At 72.7% G+C, this 16,053-nt stretch carries 13 protein-coding genes; 5 read left to right on the forward strand and 8 right to left on the reverse strand.

Annotated features, from left to right (window positions below; all coding sequences use genetic code 11):
• Positions 1-419: 419 nt before the first annotated feature.
• Together ACVGV0_RS16290 and aspS are read right to left on the reverse strand one after the other, a co-directional pair.
• Positions 420-1,640 carry a hypothetical protein gene (locus ACVGV0_RS16290; protein WP_459156544.1) on the reverse strand — a complete coding sequence of 407 codons (1,221 nt, stop codon included), beginning with the start codon at positions 1,638-1,640 and terminating at the stop codon, positions 420-422.
• Between the two features lie 278 nt (positions 1,641-1,918).
• Entirely contained in the window at positions 1,919-3,712 is a 1,794-nt protein-coding gene (aspS, locus tag ACVGV0_RS16295; protein WP_459156545.1) for an aspartate--tRNA ligase, read from the reverse strand.
• Positions 3,713-4,077: 365 nt separating this feature from the next.
• On the opposite strand from aspS, the gene ACVGV0_RS16300 reads away from it, so the two are divergent.
• A complete protein-coding gene (locus tag ACVGV0_RS16300; protein WP_459156546.1) occupies positions 4,078-5,118 on the forward strand; it encodes a hypothetical protein in 1,041 nt (346 codons plus the stop codon).
• A 149-nt stretch (positions 5,119-5,267) separates the two neighbouring features.
• Here the strand turns inward: ACVGV0_RS16300 and ACVGV0_RS16305 are convergent, their stop codons facing one another.
• Positions 5,268-6,341, reverse strand: coding sequence for an Rv2578c family radical SAM protein (locus ACVGV0_RS16305; protein ID WP_459156547.1), 1,074 nt, complete (start codon positions 6,339-6,341; stop codon positions 5,268-5,270).
• 569 nt (positions 6,342-6,910) lie between these two features.
• On the opposite strand from ACVGV0_RS16305, the gene ACVGV0_RS16310 reads away from it, so the two are divergent.
• The 3 genes from ACVGV0_RS16310 to ACVGV0_RS16320 are packed head-to-tail and all read left to right on the forward strand — an operon-like array spanning position 6,911 to position 9,741.
• Positions 6,911-7,135, forward strand: a complete 225-nt coding sequence (locus tag ACVGV0_RS16310) for a hypothetical protein (RefSeq protein WP_459156548.1) — start codon at positions 6,911-6,913, stop codon at positions 7,133-7,135.
• Between the two features lie 60 nt (positions 7,136-7,195).
• The gene (locus ACVGV0_RS16315; RefSeq protein ID WP_459156549.1) at positions 7,196-8,230 is read left to right on the forward strand and encodes a baeRF2 domain-containing protein; all 1,035 of its coding nucleotides are present in this window, start codon (positions 7,196-7,198) and stop codon (positions 8,228-8,230) included.
• A 23-nt stretch (positions 8,231-8,253) separates the two neighbouring features.
• Positions 8,254-9,741 (forward strand): YibE/F family protein, encoded by a 1,488-nt coding sequence (locus tag ACVGV0_RS16320; protein WP_459156550.1) that lies wholly within the window; start codon positions 8,254-8,256, stop codon positions 9,739-9,741.
• 56 nt (positions 9,742-9,797) lie between these two features.
• Here the strand turns inward: ACVGV0_RS16320 and ACVGV0_RS16325 are convergent, their stop codons facing one another.
• From ACVGV0_RS16325 to ACVGV0_RS16335, 3 genes are read right to left on the reverse strand one after another with little or no spacing between them, the layout of a single operon-like run.
• Positions 9,798-10,439 carry a hypothetical protein gene (locus tag ACVGV0_RS16325; protein WP_459156551.1) on the reverse strand — a complete coding sequence of 214 codons (642 nt, stop codon included), beginning with the start codon at positions 10,437-10,439 and terminating at the stop codon, positions 9,798-9,800.
• The gene (hisS, locus tag ACVGV0_RS16330; RefSeq protein WP_459156552.1) at positions 10,436-11,704 is read right to left on the reverse strand and encodes a histidine--tRNA ligase; all 1,269 of its coding nucleotides are present in this window, start codon (positions 11,702-11,704) and stop codon (positions 10,436-10,438) included. The genes ACVGV0_RS16325 and hisS overlap by 4 nt, the downstream gene beginning before the upstream one ends.
• Positions 11,705-11,710: 6 nt before the next feature.
• Positions 11,711-12,403 (reverse strand): MBL fold metallo-hydrolase, encoded by a 693-nt coding sequence (locus ACVGV0_RS16335; RefSeq protein WP_459156553.1) that lies wholly within the window; start codon positions 12,401-12,403, stop codon positions 11,711-11,713.
• A gap of 206 nt (positions 12,404-12,609) precedes the next feature.
• On the opposite strand from ACVGV0_RS16335, the gene ACVGV0_RS16340 reads away from it, so the two are divergent.
• Positions 12,610-12,939 carry a hypothetical protein gene (locus ACVGV0_RS16340; protein ID WP_459156554.1) on the forward strand — a complete coding sequence of 110 codons (330 nt, stop codon included), beginning with the start codon at positions 12,610-12,612 and terminating at the stop codon, positions 12,937-12,939.
• Here the strand turns inward: ACVGV0_RS16340 and ACVGV0_RS16345 are convergent.
• Both ACVGV0_RS16345 and ACVGV0_RS16350 read right to left on the reverse strand, forming a co-directional pair.
• Positions 12,915-15,230, reverse strand: a complete 2,316-nt coding sequence (locus ACVGV0_RS16345; protein WP_459156555.1) for a RelA/SpoT family protein — start codon at positions 15,228-15,230, stop codon at positions 12,915-12,917. The genes ACVGV0_RS16340 and ACVGV0_RS16345 overlap by 25 nt on opposite strands.
• A gap of 231 nt (positions 15,231-15,461) precedes the next feature.
• Positions 15,462-16,013, reverse strand: a complete 552-nt coding sequence (locus ACVGV0_RS16350) for an adenine phosphoribosyltransferase (RefSeq protein ID WP_459160034.1) — start codon at positions 16,011-16,013, stop codon at positions 15,462-15,464.
• Positions 16,014-16,053 lie beyond the last annotated feature (40 nt).

Genomic DNA, 16,053 nt, shown 5'->3' on the forward strand with positions numbered 1-16,053 from the left:
CCTTCGCCGAGAACCACTTCAGCGGAGCGAAGCGACGAAGGGCTGAACTCAAGGTATCCGATCACACCCGGATCCCCGCAAGTCGCAGAACACGTGATCAACACAACGGAGCAGCCCGCCGCCCACATTCCGGGAGAACGCCGAAAAGCTCACCCGAAAGCGTAAGCCGCGCCGCTTCCCGGGACGGCCGCATGCGCATTCGACCACATGTGGCGCAGGCGTTTCCTCCCAAGCGCACCCGCCCGCGCGGAACGCAGAATATCCGAATTGATCTCATTTTCGATGGCGCGCACAACTCCGCCGGGCACGGCGCGCACCACCGCGGAGGCAGCAGCCGCGACCGGGCACCGGACGCGCGCAGGAGCGCCGCACCTCCGACGGAGAACGGTCCCGGCGCCCGAGCGGCAGCGCCGCCCGCCTCAGCCCCGCTGCTCCCCGCCGAAAGCGGGGTACGGCACGAGGTGCAGCGCCCCGGCTCCGAAGCGCTCGACGAGCGCGTCCACGACCGCACCCGCGAACTCCGCGAGATCACCCGTCCCGGCGTCCTCGGCGCCGGACCGCACGTGCCGCCACCGGTCCACGAGCGCCGTGCTGCGGCGCGGCGAGGGCATCTGCAGGTCGATGGGCCGGTCGTTCTCCCCGGCGCGCGGCAGGAACCACCACGTCGACACCCACACCCACAGCAGCTCCGCGTCGAACAACCGCGGCAGGAGCACAGCGTCGTCGTCGAGCTCCGGCCACACCTGGGCGACCTCGGAGCGCCAGGTGTCCAGCATCCCGCGCGCCACGTTGTCCGGCAGCGCGTAGGAGCACCACGAGGACGGGAACGGGTACTGCAGGTAGGCCGCGTCCAGGACCACGTCGCGCACGCAGCCCCCCTCGAAATCGAGGAAACGCCCCCCGGTTTCGGTCACTAAGCTGTTGTCGGGGCAGATGTCGGACGGGCTGAACGCCCGGTACCGCCCCGAGGTGAGCAACTCCGTGGCCGCGGCCAGCCGTTCCGACACGCTCGCCGGAACCGCCACGCCGAGCGTGCCCGCCAGCAGCTCGGGCAGCTCCGCGCAGGCCTGCAGGATGTCCTCGGTGATCGGATCGCTCGCGTCCTGCGACCCGAGGCGGCGCATGAGCGCGTCGAAGTCGGCGTCGCATCCCGCTGTGGTGCTGTGCAGCTTGCCGAGCGCGCGCGCCCAGGCCAGCAGCGACCGCTCGGCCGCGCGCGCGTCATCGGCGAAGAGCACGTCGGCCAGCGTGGAGCCGCGTCCCAGGTCCTCGAGCACCAGGATGCGCTGAGCCGCGTCGTGCGCGATGAGCTCCGGGCCGACCCGAGCCCCCGGCGACAACGCGGTGGTGAGCTGGCAGCTCGCCGCCTCGTGCGCGAACGGGTCCGACCGCGCCTGCTCCGGGCACGCGCCGTAGTGCTTGACCACGAGCGTACGAGGCAGGTCGAACGGGGATTCGACGACCCGCACGCGGAGCACGACGGAACGGTCGCTCCCTCCCAGGTCCTCGGCCTCGGCCAACCGCACCGCGGCCCCGGTCCACTTGCTCAGAACCGCCTCCGCGGTTCCGACCGTGTCGGTGACCTCCCCGTCCGCGGAAACGCAAACTTCCGGAGGACCGCTGGTGATCTCTACGCTCATCGTCTCCCGACACTACCCCGACTCGTCCGGGCGCGGCTGCGCATGACCGGTCAAGTTGATCACTTCCGGGCACGTGCACCGCCACGTACCGTGCTCGCGGCGCATCGCACCCGCGCACGCCTCACCGCACCCACCGCATGATCAGGGGAACGGTACACGCACCGCGTTCGCCGCGTCACCGGATCCACGCGGGTTCAACCCGAAAAGGCGCCCCCGCCACCGGAATCGTCCGGTGGCGGTGAGGTTCCGCACCCGCCGGTTCGCGCGGCGCGGGCCGCTCACGCCCCGGTCTGCTGACCCGAGTCGTGCTTCTTCGCCGGTTTCGCGTCCACGCCCGCCTCCTTGCGCTGCTGCGCGGTGATCGGCGCCGGCGCACCGGTCAGCGGGTCGAAACCGCCTCCGGTCTTGGGGAACGCGATCACATCGCGCAGCGAGGTGGCCCCGGCCAGCAGCATGCAGATCCGGTCCCAGCCGAACGCGATGCCGCCGTGCGGCGGGGGGCCGTACTTGAACGCCTCGAGCAGGAAGCCGAACTTCTCCTGCGCCTGCTCCTCGCTGATGCCGAGCACCTCGAACACCCGCTGCTGCACGTCCGGGCGGTGCACGCGGATCGACCCGCCACCGATCTCGTTGCCGTTGCACACGAGGTCGTAGGCGTCCGACAGGGCGTTGGCCGGGTCCTGCGCGAACTCGTCGACCCACTCCGGCTTCGGCGCGGTGAACGGGTGGTGCACCGCAGTCCAGTTGCCGGTGCCGACGGCGACGTCGTCGGACTCGGCGGTGGACTGGAACATCGGCGCGTCCACGATCCACGCGAACGCCCAGGCGTCGTGGTCGATGAGCCCGCACAGCTGGCCGACCTCCAGCCGGAGCGCGCCGAGCAGCGCCCGCGAAGGGCCGGGTTCACCGGCGGCGAAGAACACGCAGTCACCCGGGTTGGCGCCGACCGCCTTGGCCAGCCCGTCCCGCTCGGGGTCGGAGAGGTTCTTGGCCACCGGACCGGACAGCGTGCCGTCCTCGCCGACGAGCACGTAGGCCAGGCCCTTGCCGCCGCGCTGCTTGGCCCAGTCCTGCCACGCGTCGAGCTGCCGGCGCGGCTGGTCCGCCCCGCCCGGCATGACCACGGCGCCGACGTAGGGGGCGCGGAACACGCGGAACGGGGTCTCGGCGAAGTAGTCGGTCAACTCGACCAGCTCCTGCCCGAACCGCAGATCCGGTTTGTCCGTGCCGTACTTGGCGAGGGCGTCGGCGTAGCTGATCCGCGGGATCGGCAGCGGGATCTCGTGCCCGCGCAGCTCCCGCCACAACGCGGCCACGACCGCCTCGCTGAGCTCGATCACGTCATCGGCGTCGGCGAAGCTCAGCTCGAGGTCCAGCTGGGTGAACTCCGGTTGGCGGTCGGCGCGGAAGTCCTCGTCGCGGTAGCAGCGCGCGATCTGGAAGTAGCGCTCCAGACCGCCGACCATGAGCAGCTGCTTGAACAGCTGCGGCGACTGCGGCAGCGCGTACCAGCTGCCCGGCTGCAACCGCGCCGGGATGAGGAAGTCGCGCGCGCCCTCCGGCGTGGAGCGGGTCATCGTCGGCGTTTCGACCTCGACGAACTCGCGGTCGTTGAGCACGTCGCGCGCGATCCGGTTGCTCTCGCTGCGCAGGCGCATGATCCGCGCCTGCTCGGGCCGCCGCAGGTCGAGGTAGCGGTGCCGCAGGCGCACCTCCTCGCCCGCCTCGAGGTTCTCGTCCAGCTGGAACGGCAGCGGGGACGCCTCGGACAGCACCTCCAGGTCGGTCGCTGTGACCTCGATCCACCCGGTGCCGATCTCCGGATTCTCGTTGCCCTCCGGGCGCTGCACGACCTCCCCGGTGACGCGCACGCAGAACTCCGCCCGCAGCCGGTGGGCGCGTTCGGCCATCTCGCCCTCGCGGAAGACGACCTGAGCCATCCCGGACGCATCGCGCAGATCGATGAAGATCACCCCGCCGTGATCGCGGCGACGCGCCACCCATCCGCTGAGGGTGACGGACTGCCCGGCGTGACCGGCGCGCAGCGATCCGGCCTTGTGCGTGCGCATCACGGGACTGTGCTCCTTGTGGGTCGCGGCTTGCTCGAGTGCTCGTTCCTCTTCCTCGCCCGCCGCGGGGTCGCGCGGCGGACCTGCACAGCAGGGAGGCGAGACCTTCAGGCTATCGGCAAGCCGCGGCGCTTCGTGACCAGCCCCGCCCGAGTGACCGGCCCCATCCCTCCCGCGCCCCTCCCCTGCGGCGCGCGTGCGGCGTGCAGCGCTCCCGACCCCGCCGCGCCGGCCGAACACCACCCTATTCGCACCTTAAAGGAGGGCGATGACCACCTTAATCCGCAATTGTGGGCGCATTCCTCGATTGCGCCGAATTGATCACAGCAATACCGTGTCGAGCCATGCGGCGGATACGAGGAGTCACGATGAACCGCCCGAATCTCGAAACCCCGAATACCGAATCCCGGTGCGGCATCGCGAAAGCGGTGCGGCACCAGAACTCCCCGAACCCCTCCCCCGAACTGTCCGAACTGCTGCGCACCGGCCCCTTCGACGTGGCGCTGCGCGCCGCGATCCGGGAGAGCCGGCTGAGCCTGGACCGCATCCAGCACCACCTGCGCGCGCGGGGCACGCCGGTGAGCATCACCGCGCTGAGCTACTGGCAGTCCGGGCGGCGGCGCCCCGAACGGCCGGACTCCCTGCTGGCGCTGCGCCAGCTCGAGCACGTGCTGGCCGTCCCCCAGGGATCGCTGTTCGCCCTCGTCGGGCCGCCCCGTCCGCGCGGGCGCAACCGCCGCTCCGCGAGGAGCACCCCGAGCTCCTCCACGCTGTGGACGGAGCAGACGCGCGGTTCGGAACTGCTCACGAAGATCGACACGAGCCACGACGACGAGCTCACGCGGCTGAGCCACCACGACCGCGTGCACATCGACGCCCAGGGGTACCAGTCCACGGTGCACACGCAGAAGCTCGTGCGCGCCGAGACCGACGGCGTGGACCGGTGGGTCGTCATGTTCGACGGCGGTTCGCGCGCGGAGAACCCCGCGGTGATCCGGCCGTTGCGCTCGTGCCACTTGGGCCAGGTGCTGACCGACCACGCGCGTGATCTCGTCGTGGCCGAGTTGCTGTTCGAGCACGCCCTCAACGCGGGTGAGACGCTGCTGATGGAGTACGAGGTGCGCAATCCCCCGACCGCACCGCGAGGCGACCCGCACGAGTTCCGCCGCGTGTTCCGGCTTCCCGTGCGGCAGTACCTGCTCGAACTGTGCTTCGATCCGCAGCGCACGCCGCGGCAGTGCACGAGCCGCGTCTCCGACGGGCGCGAGGACGAGCCCGGGCACCCGAGCCCGATGCACGTCGACGCCTCCGGGCGCGGGCACGTGGTGAAGCTCGACTACGGCCCGGGCGTGGTCTCCGCGAGCTGGCAACCTGCGCACACCCCGAACCAGGTGCCGGTCAGCCGCTGAGCCGGTCGCACTCCGCCAAACCCCGAACAACGTTCCGCCGCATGCTCTTTTCCGGTCGGACGTCCCCGGAGTGCTCCGGGGACGTCCGACCCCCCGAATTCCGGTATGGATCCGCGAACACCCGGTTCGCACATTCCGCCGCGCGGGGCTCACAGCAGCGCGAGCTGCTCCTGAATCGCTGCGCCGGGAGGGGATGGCTCCTCCGCGGCCCCGCCCCCGCGGACCGCGGCATCGCGCTCCGCCGAGTCCTCACCGGGTTGGCGGTGCGACCCGCCCTCCTGCTGGTCGCACCCGTGGCGCCGTTCGGCCTCGCGCACCCGCGCGAGCACCTCGCGCTGGTACGACTGCGGCGCGTACGCCCCGTCGCCGTACAGCCGCGCGTACAGCGGCAGCAGCTCGGGGTGCGCTTCCCGCAACCACTCGCGGTACCACTCGCGGGCGCCCGAGCGCAGGTGCAGCACGATCGGCGTGATGCTCGCAGCCCCCGCGTGCGCCAGCGCGGCGACGGTCTCCTCGATGTGCTCCTCCCCGTCGGTCAGCCCCGGCAGGATCGGCGCCATCAGCACCGAACACCCGATGCCGGCCTCGGCGAACCGCCGGACCACGTCGACGCGCCGCAGCGGCGAGGGCGTGCCCGGCTCCACCTGCCGCCACAGCCGCTCGTCCACCGAGCCGATGGACACGGCCATGGACACCGAGGTGACCGCGGCCGCCTCGCGGAGGAGATCGAGGTCCCGCAGCACGAGCGTGCCCTTGGTGAGGATCGAGAACGGGTTCGCGCGGTCCCGCAGCGCGGCGATGATCTCGCGCATGAGCCCGTAGCGCCCCTCCACCCGCTGGTACGGATCCGTGTTCGTCCCCAGCGCGACCGGATCGCCCCGCCACCGCGGGGAGGCGAGTTCGCGGCGCAGCAGCGCGCCCGCGTTGACCTTCACCACGATCTTGCTGTCGAAGTCGTAGCCGGAGTCCAGGTCGAGGTAGGTGTGCGTGCGTCTTGCGAAGCAGTAGCGGCACGCGTGGGTGCAACCCCTGTACGGGTTCACCGTCCACTCGAACGGCACCCGCGAAGCGCCTGGCACGCGGTTGAGGATCGACTTCGCGCGGATCTCGATGGCGTAGGCGTCCTGCTCCCCCGCCTCGATCGGAACCGGATCGGGCAACCGCAGCCCCGCGCGGCGACCCGCCCGGTCCGGTTGCGATGTCGCGGCGTCCGGTACGTCCAAGGGCAGCTCCGCGGTCCCCGGCCGCCCGGCCGGCACGGTGGATCCCGACGCAGCGGAGCCCGACGCAGCGGAGCCTGGCGCAGCGACTTCAGCTGCGCCCGCGTCAGCTCCCGCGGCGGAGCCGGTCGGAGCGGGGCTCGCCGCGGGCCCGGCTGCGGCTGAACCAGCCGCAACCGGGCCCGTCGAGCCCGGCTCGGTCGTGCCGGGCTCCGCGCTCCGAGGCGGAACAGGAGGGTGGACTCGTTGCCGTTCCCAGCGCATGCACCCATTCGAACACGTTGTCGAAAAGCTGTCGAGGTGGTCGACATCGCGCGACCGGGTGGGGTCCGCGTCAACCCGCCACCCCGTCGCCGCGCTGCACCTCCGTCCGGCACCTCCGCAGGCATCCCCGCAGCGCATGTCCCCGGCGGGCAGCCCACCGCGCGCCGCCGGCGCGAGCTGCTCGGGTTTATCGCCGCCGCGCCGCCGGGTAGACCACCGGCACTGCCGACGCGCCCCGCAGCGCGGCGGCTGCGACCGCAGCGCTGCGGGGCTGGACGCACCACCGGAAAGGCAGGTGAGCCACCGCGATGGCGAACAACGCGCACTTCGTCACCTCCGGACCGGGCGCCTACGCGCGGGTGATCATCCGCGACGACCGGGGCGCTCCCGTCACCGAACTGGACCTGCCCGAGGAGGTGACCGAGCCGACGCAGGCGGACGCGGAGCTCCGCGCGGCCGGCTGGACCCGGCGGTCCGACACCGAGTGGACGCAGGCCGACGACGGCTGGGTGGTTCCGGTCGTGCCGACGTGACCCGCGCGGAGCAGAACGCGGCGGCCGACCTTCGGACCTTCGACGAACCGGGAGGACACGATGAAACTCTCCCCGCTGCGGCAGGTGTACGGCCGGGAAGGCCCGTTCGCCACGGTGTACCTGGAGAGCCGCCCGCCCGCCGAGGACGCGAACGAGCAGCTCCGGCTGCGCTGGAAGGCCCTCCGGGAGCGCTTGCAGTACCACCCGGCGAGCGAGGCTGCGCTGCACGCCCTCGACGGCGCCATCTCCGGGTCGACCGCCGGGGAGGCGCAGATCGACGGGCGCGTGCTCGTGGCGAACGACTCGGGAGTGCTGCTCGACGAGCAGTGGGACGCCGCGCTCGGCACCGGCGACGCCGCGCACTGGACCAGCGTGCCGGAGCTCGGGGCGTACGTGCGCGAGCAGGCGCGCGCCGTGCGGGAACTCGTCGTGATCACCGACCAGGAAGGGGCCCAGCTCCGCCGGACGGTCGTCGCCGAGCAGCACACCCCGCGGAACGTGGACGCCGAAGTCGTGGAGGGCAGCGCGCAGACCGGTGTGCACAAGCCCCGTGGCCAGGCGCTGTCGCACAAGCAGATCCAGCGGCACGCCGATGAGAACCTCGGCCGCAACGCCAAGGACATCGCCTCCCGCGCGAGCGAGCTGGCCGCCGGCTTCGGCCCGGACGTGCTCGTCCTCGCCGGCGACCCCCAGGCGCGCACCACGCTCCGCGATGAGTTGCCGCCCGACCTGTCGGGGATCCTCGCCGAGACCGAGCGCAGCGGTCGCGACGAGGGCGCTTCGGAGAGCACGCTGTCCCAGGAGCTGGTGCGCACCGCCCAGCACGCGAACGAACAGCTCCGGAGCGACAACGCCGCGCGGCTGGAATCCGGGCTGGCGCACGGGCGGTCCGCGCAGGGGGCCGAGCAGGTCGCGCAGGCCGCCGAGATGGGCGCGGTGGACACGCTCCTGCTCGAGGAGGGGGTCGAAGCCGAGCAGGAGGCCTACCTGCTCCAGAAGTGCGCGGAAACCGACTCGCAGGCCTCCCTCGTCGCCGGCGGAACCGGCCTGCGGGACGGCGTGGCCGCGCTGCTGCGGTTCCCGATCACCGGCTGAACGCCCCGGCGCATAATGGCCGGGTGCCCGAGCGAGACCCGTCCGGACCGCCCCGACCTCCCACCCCGCACCCGTTCGCCGCGCACCGGGACGCAGCGCACCCGGACGCCGGCGCCCCGGCGGACTCCCCCGCTGAGCACTCGCCGGCCGAGCACTCCGCCGCTGAGCACGCCGCGGCGACGCACGCCCCGGCCGCGCACAGCGCCGCACCGAACGTGGGTCACGGCCACGGACACGGCACGGCCGCGCCCGCTTCCCCGCGCGTGCGGGCAGTGCTCACCGCCGTGCTCGGACCGGTGCTGCTGGTCGCGCTGATCGGGGTGCTCGTGCTCCACCCGTTCGGCGAGCACCCCCGGTCCGGCGCGGACCTGGGGTTCGGCGCCTCACCGGTGCACGGCGAGGTCATCGCCGCCGAGAGCGGCTCCTGCACGCTCAGCAGCACCGGCGGCCCCGACAGCTCCGCCGGGGACTGCACCCGGCTGCGCGTGACCATGTCCGACGGCCCCGCCGGCGGGGAGACGATCGAGCAAGTCATGCCGATCGGCCCCGGCACGCCGCACTTCGGCGCGGGCGACCGCGTCGTGCTGTCCTACTCCGGCGCGGAGCCGAGCAGCGATGGCTCCTACCAGGTGGTGGACTTCCAGCGCGACCACGGCCTGCTCGCGCTCGTCGGGTTGTTCGCCGCCGCGGTGCTCGTGCTCGCCCGGTGGAAGGGGCTGCGCTCGCTGCTGGGCATCGGGGTGAGCTTCGCCGTCCTCATCGGCTTCGCCCTGCCCGCGATCCTCGCCGGGCGCGACCCGCTGCTGGTGGCGCTGGTGGCCTCCGGGGTGATCATGTTCGCGGTGCTGTACCTGGCGCACGGTCTGTCCGCGCGCACCTCCACAGCCGTGCTCGGCACCATCGCGAGCCTGGGCCTCATCGGCCTGCTCAGCGCGGTGTTCTCCGGCGCGACGCGGCTGACCGGCCTCGACGAGGAGACCACCCAGCTCGTCGGGGCGCTGAACGCGCCGATCGACGCGCGGGGCCTGCTGCTGGCCGGGATCGTCATCGGCGCGCTCGGCGTGCTCGACGACGTCACCGTCACCCAGACCAGCGCGGTGTGGGAGCTGCACGAGGCCAACCCCCGGCTGAGCTGGCGGGAGCTGTACCGCGCCGCGCTGCGCATCGGCCGCGACCACGTCGCGTCCTCGGTCAACACCCTGGTGCTGGCCTACGCCGGTGCGGCGCTGCCGCTGCTGCTGGCCTACAGCCTCTCCGGCAGCGGCTTCCGCACGATCGCGACCTCGCAGGACGTCGCCCAGGAAGCGGTGCGCACCCTCGTCGGCAGCATCGGCATCATCGCCGCGGTGCCCATCACCACCGCGCTCGCCGCGGCCGTGGTCAGCAGCGGGTCCGCAGCCGGCGCGCACCGCCCGCACCCCGCTGTGCTGACCGCCCGGGCGGGTGCGATCGCGGCGGCGCGGAGCGCCACCGCGCAGACCCCGCGTCCGCCGCGGGCACCACCGCGCTGAACCGCACCGGAGGTTCTGCCCAGCAACCACTCCGGCAAGCCGCCGAAGCTCAGCGCCTACCCGTCCAACGTGGCGACGAACCGGGCCACCGCGCTCGGGTCGAGCTTCTGCGCCACGCGGCCTTCCGGGGCCATCGAGCCGAGGCGGTACAGCGGGCGCTCCGCCGCCGCGTCGCCCCGGGCCTCCGCCCGCAGCTGGGCCACGATCAGGTCGGACAGCACCAGCGCCTGCGCCGTGCCGATCCCCGCCAGCGTGTCGGCGATCTGGCGCAGCGCGAAGATGTCCAGCTCGCGCCCGCCGGTCCCGGCGTACATCGCCAGCGCGGCGGTCACCGTCTTGTTCTTCGGCGGCCCTGTGACCAGCAGGCTGATCGTGCGCGCCCCGCGCACGTCGGTGACCAGCAGGTCGATCTTGCTCGCCCGCGCCAGGTCGACCACGCGCGTGCCGAGCGCGCGCACCCGCACCTCGGTGCCGCGCAGCGACGTGTCCCTGCGCGCCTCGGTCAGCGCGAGCAGCAGCAGCGGCACCACCACGACCGCGAAGGGCACGACGAAGCCGAGCGGTCCGGCGAACAGACCGATGATCCCGCCCAGCGCCGCCCCGACGACCACCGCGGCGATGGCGACGTTGCGCGCGCGGGCCCGGATGACCGAGCGGTCCAGCAGGTTCAGCGGCACCGCTTCCTCGGCGGCACTCATCGCACCTCCGCGAGCGCGCCGACCACCTCGTCGCGCGCGGTCTCCAGCTCCACCGGGCGCTGCTCGCCGCTGTCGAGCTCCTTGAGCTGCGCGGTGCCCGCGGCGAGGTCGCGTTCGCCGAGCACGAGGGCGAACCGCGCACCGGAGCGGCCGGCCGCCTTCATCGCGCCCTTCAGCCCCCTGCCCCCGTAGGACATGTCCACGCGGATCCCGGCGCGGCGCAGCTGCCCGGCGACGACCACCAGCCGCCGCTTGGCCTCCTCGCCGAGCGGCACGCAGTACACGTCGCAGTGCGCGGTGTCCCCGATGTCCAGTCCCTCGGTCTCGCAGGCCAGCAACGTGCGGTCCACGCCCAGGCCGAACCCGACACCGGAGTACTCCCCGCCGCCGAGCTCGGCCATGAGGCCGTCGTAGCGGCCACCGCCGCCGATGCCCGACTGGGCGCCGAGCCCGTCGTGCACGAACTCGAACGTCGTCTTCGTGTAGTAGTCCAGACCGCGCACCAGCCGCGGGTTCTCGGCGAACGGCACGCCCAGGTCGGTCAGGTGCTGCTTGACCTGCTGGTAGTGCTCCTCGGCCGAGGCCGACAGGTGGTCGACCATGAGCGGCGCGTCGGCGAGCAGCTCGCGCACCTCGGGGCGCTTGTCGTCGAGCACGCGCAGCGGGTTCAGCTCCGCCCGCTGCTGCGTCTCCTCGTCGAGCGGCAGCCCGCGCAGGAACTCCAGCAGCTTCGCCCGGTAGGCCGGGCGGCAGGTGCTGTCGCCGAGCGAGGTGAGCTCGATGCGGTAACCGGTGAGGCCGAGCCGCCGGTAGGCCTCGTCGGCGATGGCGATGACCTCGGCGTCCAAGGCCGGGTCGTCGATACCGACCGCCTCGACCCCGACCTGCTGCAGCTGCCGGTACCGCCCGGCCTGGGGGCGCTCGTAGCGGAAGAACTGGCCGGCGTACTGCAGCTTCACCGGCAGCTGCCCCTTGTCCAGGCCGTTCTCGATGACCGAGCGCATCACCCCGGCCGTGCCCTCCGGGCGGAGCGTCACCGAGCGGCCGCCGCGGTCGGGGAAGGTGTACATCTCCTTCGCCACGACGTCGGTGGCCTCGCCGACGCCGCGGGCGAACAGGGTGGTGTCCTCGAACACCGGCAGTTCCAGGTAGCCGTAGCCGGCGCGGCGCGCGGCGTCGGCGAGCGTGTCGCGCACGGTCAGGAACGCCGCCGACCGCGGCGGGTAGTACTCCGGGATGCCCTTCGGGGCGGTGAATGTGCTCATCGTGCCTCAGTTCTCGTCGGTGTGCCGGCACGTGCCCGGGGCGTCCTGCAGGAACGGGTTGCCCGCGCGTTCCTGACCGACCGTGCTCGTCGGCCCGTGCCCGGGCAGGACGACGGCCTCGTCGGGCATCGCCAGCAGCGAGGTGTGCAGGGAGCGCAGGATGGCGCTGTGATCGCCACCGGGCAGGTCGGTGCGGCCGATCGCACCGGCGAACAGCGTGTCGCCGGTGAACAGCAGGTGCCCGCCTTCGGCGGTCTCCACGCCGTACACGACCGCACCGCCGGTATGGCCGGGGGTGTGCAGCACGTCGATGCGCAACCCGGCGAGGTCGAGCCGCGTGCCCGCGGCCGCCTCGCGCACGTCCTTCGGCGGGTGGGCGGCGAAGTCCTCCCCGAACAGCTGCGCGCCCATCGGGCCGAGCGCCGCCGCCGGGTCGGCGAGCATGTACCGGTCCTCGGGGTGGATCCACGCCGGGACGGAGTAGCGGTCGCAGACCTCGCCCGCGGAGAGCACGTGGTCGAAGTGGCCGTGCGTGAGCAGCACGCCCGCCGGGGCGAGCCGGTGCTCGGCCAGTCGCGCGTCCAACTCCTCCGCCGCGCCCTGCCCGGGGTCGATCACGACGCACGGGGCGTCGTCGGAGGCGGCGAGCACGTAGCAGTTGGCCTGCAGCGGTCCGACGGGGAATCCCAGCACTAGCACGCCAGCCGGTCCCTTCTCGTTCTCCGCGGTCAAGGTGGGCGGACCCGGGGCGGTGTGCGGTGCACGCGGCAGCCGGGAACCGAAGCCACCCTAGAGTATCGCCCGGCGGGGGCGGCCCCCGGCGACGGGCGGTACCGCGCACATACCGGACAGCACCCGACCCCTACACTTCCGGATGAAGATCACCACGTTCGCCGGAGGTGCACGTGACCGAGCCCGAGCACGACAGCGAGCCCGAACGCGGCAGGGATCCCGAACACGACGGCGAGCCCGAACACGACGGCGAGCCCGAACGCGGCAACGAGCAGCGACGCCAGGAGGCCAAGCGCAAGCTGCGGAACCAGCTGCAGCGGCAGGCCGAGCGCACGCGCCGGCGGCGGGTCGCGACGCTGGTGGTCACCGCGATCATCGTCGCCGCGGCCGTCGTGGGCGGCTACGTGGTGTTCGCCCGCTCCGACCAGCAGGCGCTGCCCGACCAGCAGGCGCTGGGGGCCGGGGCGGACGTTCCCGCTCAGGTCGCCGAGGTGACGCGGTAGACGTCGTAGACGCCCTCGATGTTGCGCACGGCCTTGAGCACGTGGCCGAGGTGCTTCGGATCACCCATCTCGAACGAGAAGCGGCTGACCGCCACCCGGTCGTTGGAGGTGGTCACCGAGGCCGACAGGATGTTCACGCGCTCGTCGGCGAGCACCTTGGTCACGTCCGACAGCAGGCGGTGCCGGTCCAGCGCCTCCACCTGGATGGCCACGAGGAACACCGAGGACGCCGAGGGCGCCCAGTGCACGTCGACCAGCCGCTCCGGTTTGCTGCGCAGGTCATCGGCGTTGGTGCAGTCGGTGCGGTGCACGCTGACGTAGCCGCCGCGGGTGACGAATCCGAGGATGTCGTCGCCGGGCACCGGGGTGCAGCAGCGGGCGAGCTTCGCCCACACGTCGCCGGTTCCCTGCACGACCACGCCGGAGTCGCCGGAGATCCGCCGCTGGCCCTGCAGCGTGGAGGGCGTGGCGCGCTCGGCGACCTCGTCCGCGGCCTGCTCCGGCCCGCCGATGAGCGACACCAGCCGCTGCACGAGGTGGTGCGCCGAGACCTGGCGCTCCCCGACCGCCGCGTACAGCGCGGTCACGTCGACGTAGTGCATCTCCTTGGCGACGGCGCCGAGCGACTCGGAGGAGACCAGGCGCTGCACCGGCATGCCCAGCCGGCGCACCTCCTTGGTGATCCACTCCTTGCCGTTCTCGATCGCCTCCTCGCGGCGCTCCTTGGCGAACCACTGCTTGATCTTCGTCTTCGCCCGCGGCGAGGCGACGAACGAGAGCCAGTCGCGGCTCGGCCCGGACCCCTCGGCCTTGGAGGTGAAGATCTCGACGACCTCGCCGTTCTCCAGCTTGCGCTCGAGCGCGACGAGGCGGCCGTTGACGCGGGACCCGATGCAGCGGTGCCCCACCTCGGTGTGCACCGCGTACGCGAAGTCCACCGGGGTCGAGCCGGAGGGCAGCGTGATCACATCGCCCTTCGGGGTGAACACGAAGATCTCGCGGGTGGCCAGGTCGTAGCGCAGCGACTCGAGGAACTCTCCCGGGTCGGCGGCCTCCCGCTGCCAGTCGAGCAGCTGCCGCATCCAGGCCATCTCGTCGACCTCGACGCCGGCCTGCCCGCCGCTGCCGTTGCGCCCCCGCGTCTCCTTGTAGCGCCAGTGCGCCGCGATGCCGTACTCGGCGGTGCGGTGCATCTCGTGGGTGCGGATCTGCACCTCAAGCGGCTTGCCCTCCGGGCCGATCACGGTCGTGTGCAGCGACTGGTAGACGCCGAAGCGCGGCTGGGCGATGTAGTCCTTGAACCGCCCCGGCATCGGCTGCCACAGCGCGTGCACCACGCCCATGGCCGCGTAGCAGTCGCGCAGCTCGTCCACCAGGATGCGCACGCCCACGAGGTCGTGGATGTCGTCGAAGTCCCGACCGCGCATGATCATCTTCTGGTGGATCGAGTAGTAGTGCTTCGGCCGCCCCTCGACCTTCGCCGACAGCTTGGCCGCGTCGAGGTGGCCGGACAGCTCGTCGATGACAGTGCGCAGGTACGTGTCCCGCGACGGCGCCCGGTTGGCGACCAGGCGCACGATCTCGTCGTACTTCTTGGGCTGCAGGATCGCGAAGGCGAGGTCCTCCAGCTCCCACTTGATCGTGGCCATGCCCAGCCGGTGCGCCAGCGGCGCCAGCACCTCGAGGGTCTCGCGGGCCTTGGTGGCCTGCTTCTCCGGCGGCAGGAAGCGCATCGTGCGCATGTTGTGCAGCCGGTCGGCCAGCTTGATCACCAGCACCCGCGGGTCCTGGGCCATGGCGATGACCATCTTGCGGATGGTCTCGGCCTCCGCAGCCTGCCCCAGCTTGACCTTGTCCAGCTTGGTCACCCCGTCGACCAGGTGGGCGACCTCTTCGCCGAAGTCGGCGGTGAGCTTGTCCAGCGAGTACTCGGTGTCCTCGACCGTGTCGTGCAGCAGACCGGCCACCAGCGTGGTCGTGTCCATGCCCAGCTCGCCGAGGATCGTCGCCACCGCCAGCGGGTGCGTGATGTACGGATCACCGGACTTGCGCTGCTGGTGGCGGTGCGCGTGGGCCGCGGTGTCGTAGGCGCGCTGCAGCACGCCCAGGTCGGCCTGCGGGTGCACCTCGCGGTGCACCGCGGCCAGCGGCTCCAGGACCTGCTTGACCGGGGTGGCGCGCTGCGCCGTGATCCTCCGCGCCAACCGGGCGCGCACCCGGCGGGTCGCGGAGGCACCGCGCGGCTGCGCAGCCGATTCGGACGAAGCGGGGGACTCCACGTGTTGACTCACCGCACGCTCCCGAGGCACTGGCGACTATGGCGTTCGGCCCGGGTCGGTCGTAACGGCCCGGGCATTGAGAATAACGCCGTTCACCGCGGTGACCTTCCCCGGCCACACGCGTGTTCCGGCGAACGGTCCCGCACCGCTGCGAACGACAGCGCCACTTCGCCCGCGCCGATCAGCCGCACCCCGCCCCTGCGACGATGAGCGGCCCCGCCGGCGCCCCCGCGCAGCGCGGGCTCACACGCTGAACAGGGCGTGCGGCGGGTGCGCGCCGAACCGCGCGCGCCCGCCCAGCGCGCTCAGCTCGAGCACGACCGCCAGGCCCGCGACCGAAGCCCCCGCCCGGCGGACCAGCTCGGCACCGGCGGCCAGGGTCCCACCGGTCGCCAGCACGTCGTCGACCACGAGCACCCGCTGGCCGGAACGCAGCGCGCCCGCGGGCAGTTCGAGCGAGGCCTGCCCGTACTCGAGCTCGTAGTCGACGCGATCGGCCACCTCGGGCAGCTTGCCGGGCTTGCGCAGCCCGACCACGCCGGTGCCGGAGGCGTGCGCCACGGCGGCCCCGACGAGGAACCCGCGCGCCTCCACCCCGGCCACCAGGTCGAACTCCGCACCGCCGCCCAGTTCGCGCACGATCGCCTCCAGGGCGCGCGCGTCGGCGAGCACCGGGCTGATGTCGCGGAAGAGCACCCCCGGTTCCGGGAAGTCCGGGACCTCGCGGACCAGCGCGGCGGCCCGCCGCAGCTCCCCGGCGCCGCCCGCCGCCGCGGCGTCCTCCGTCAGCCGCATCACGCGGTCACACCCGTCTCGCTCCCGCTCCGGCTCGCTC

The sequence above is a fragment of the Salinifilum ghardaiensis genome (assembly GCF_054491345.1).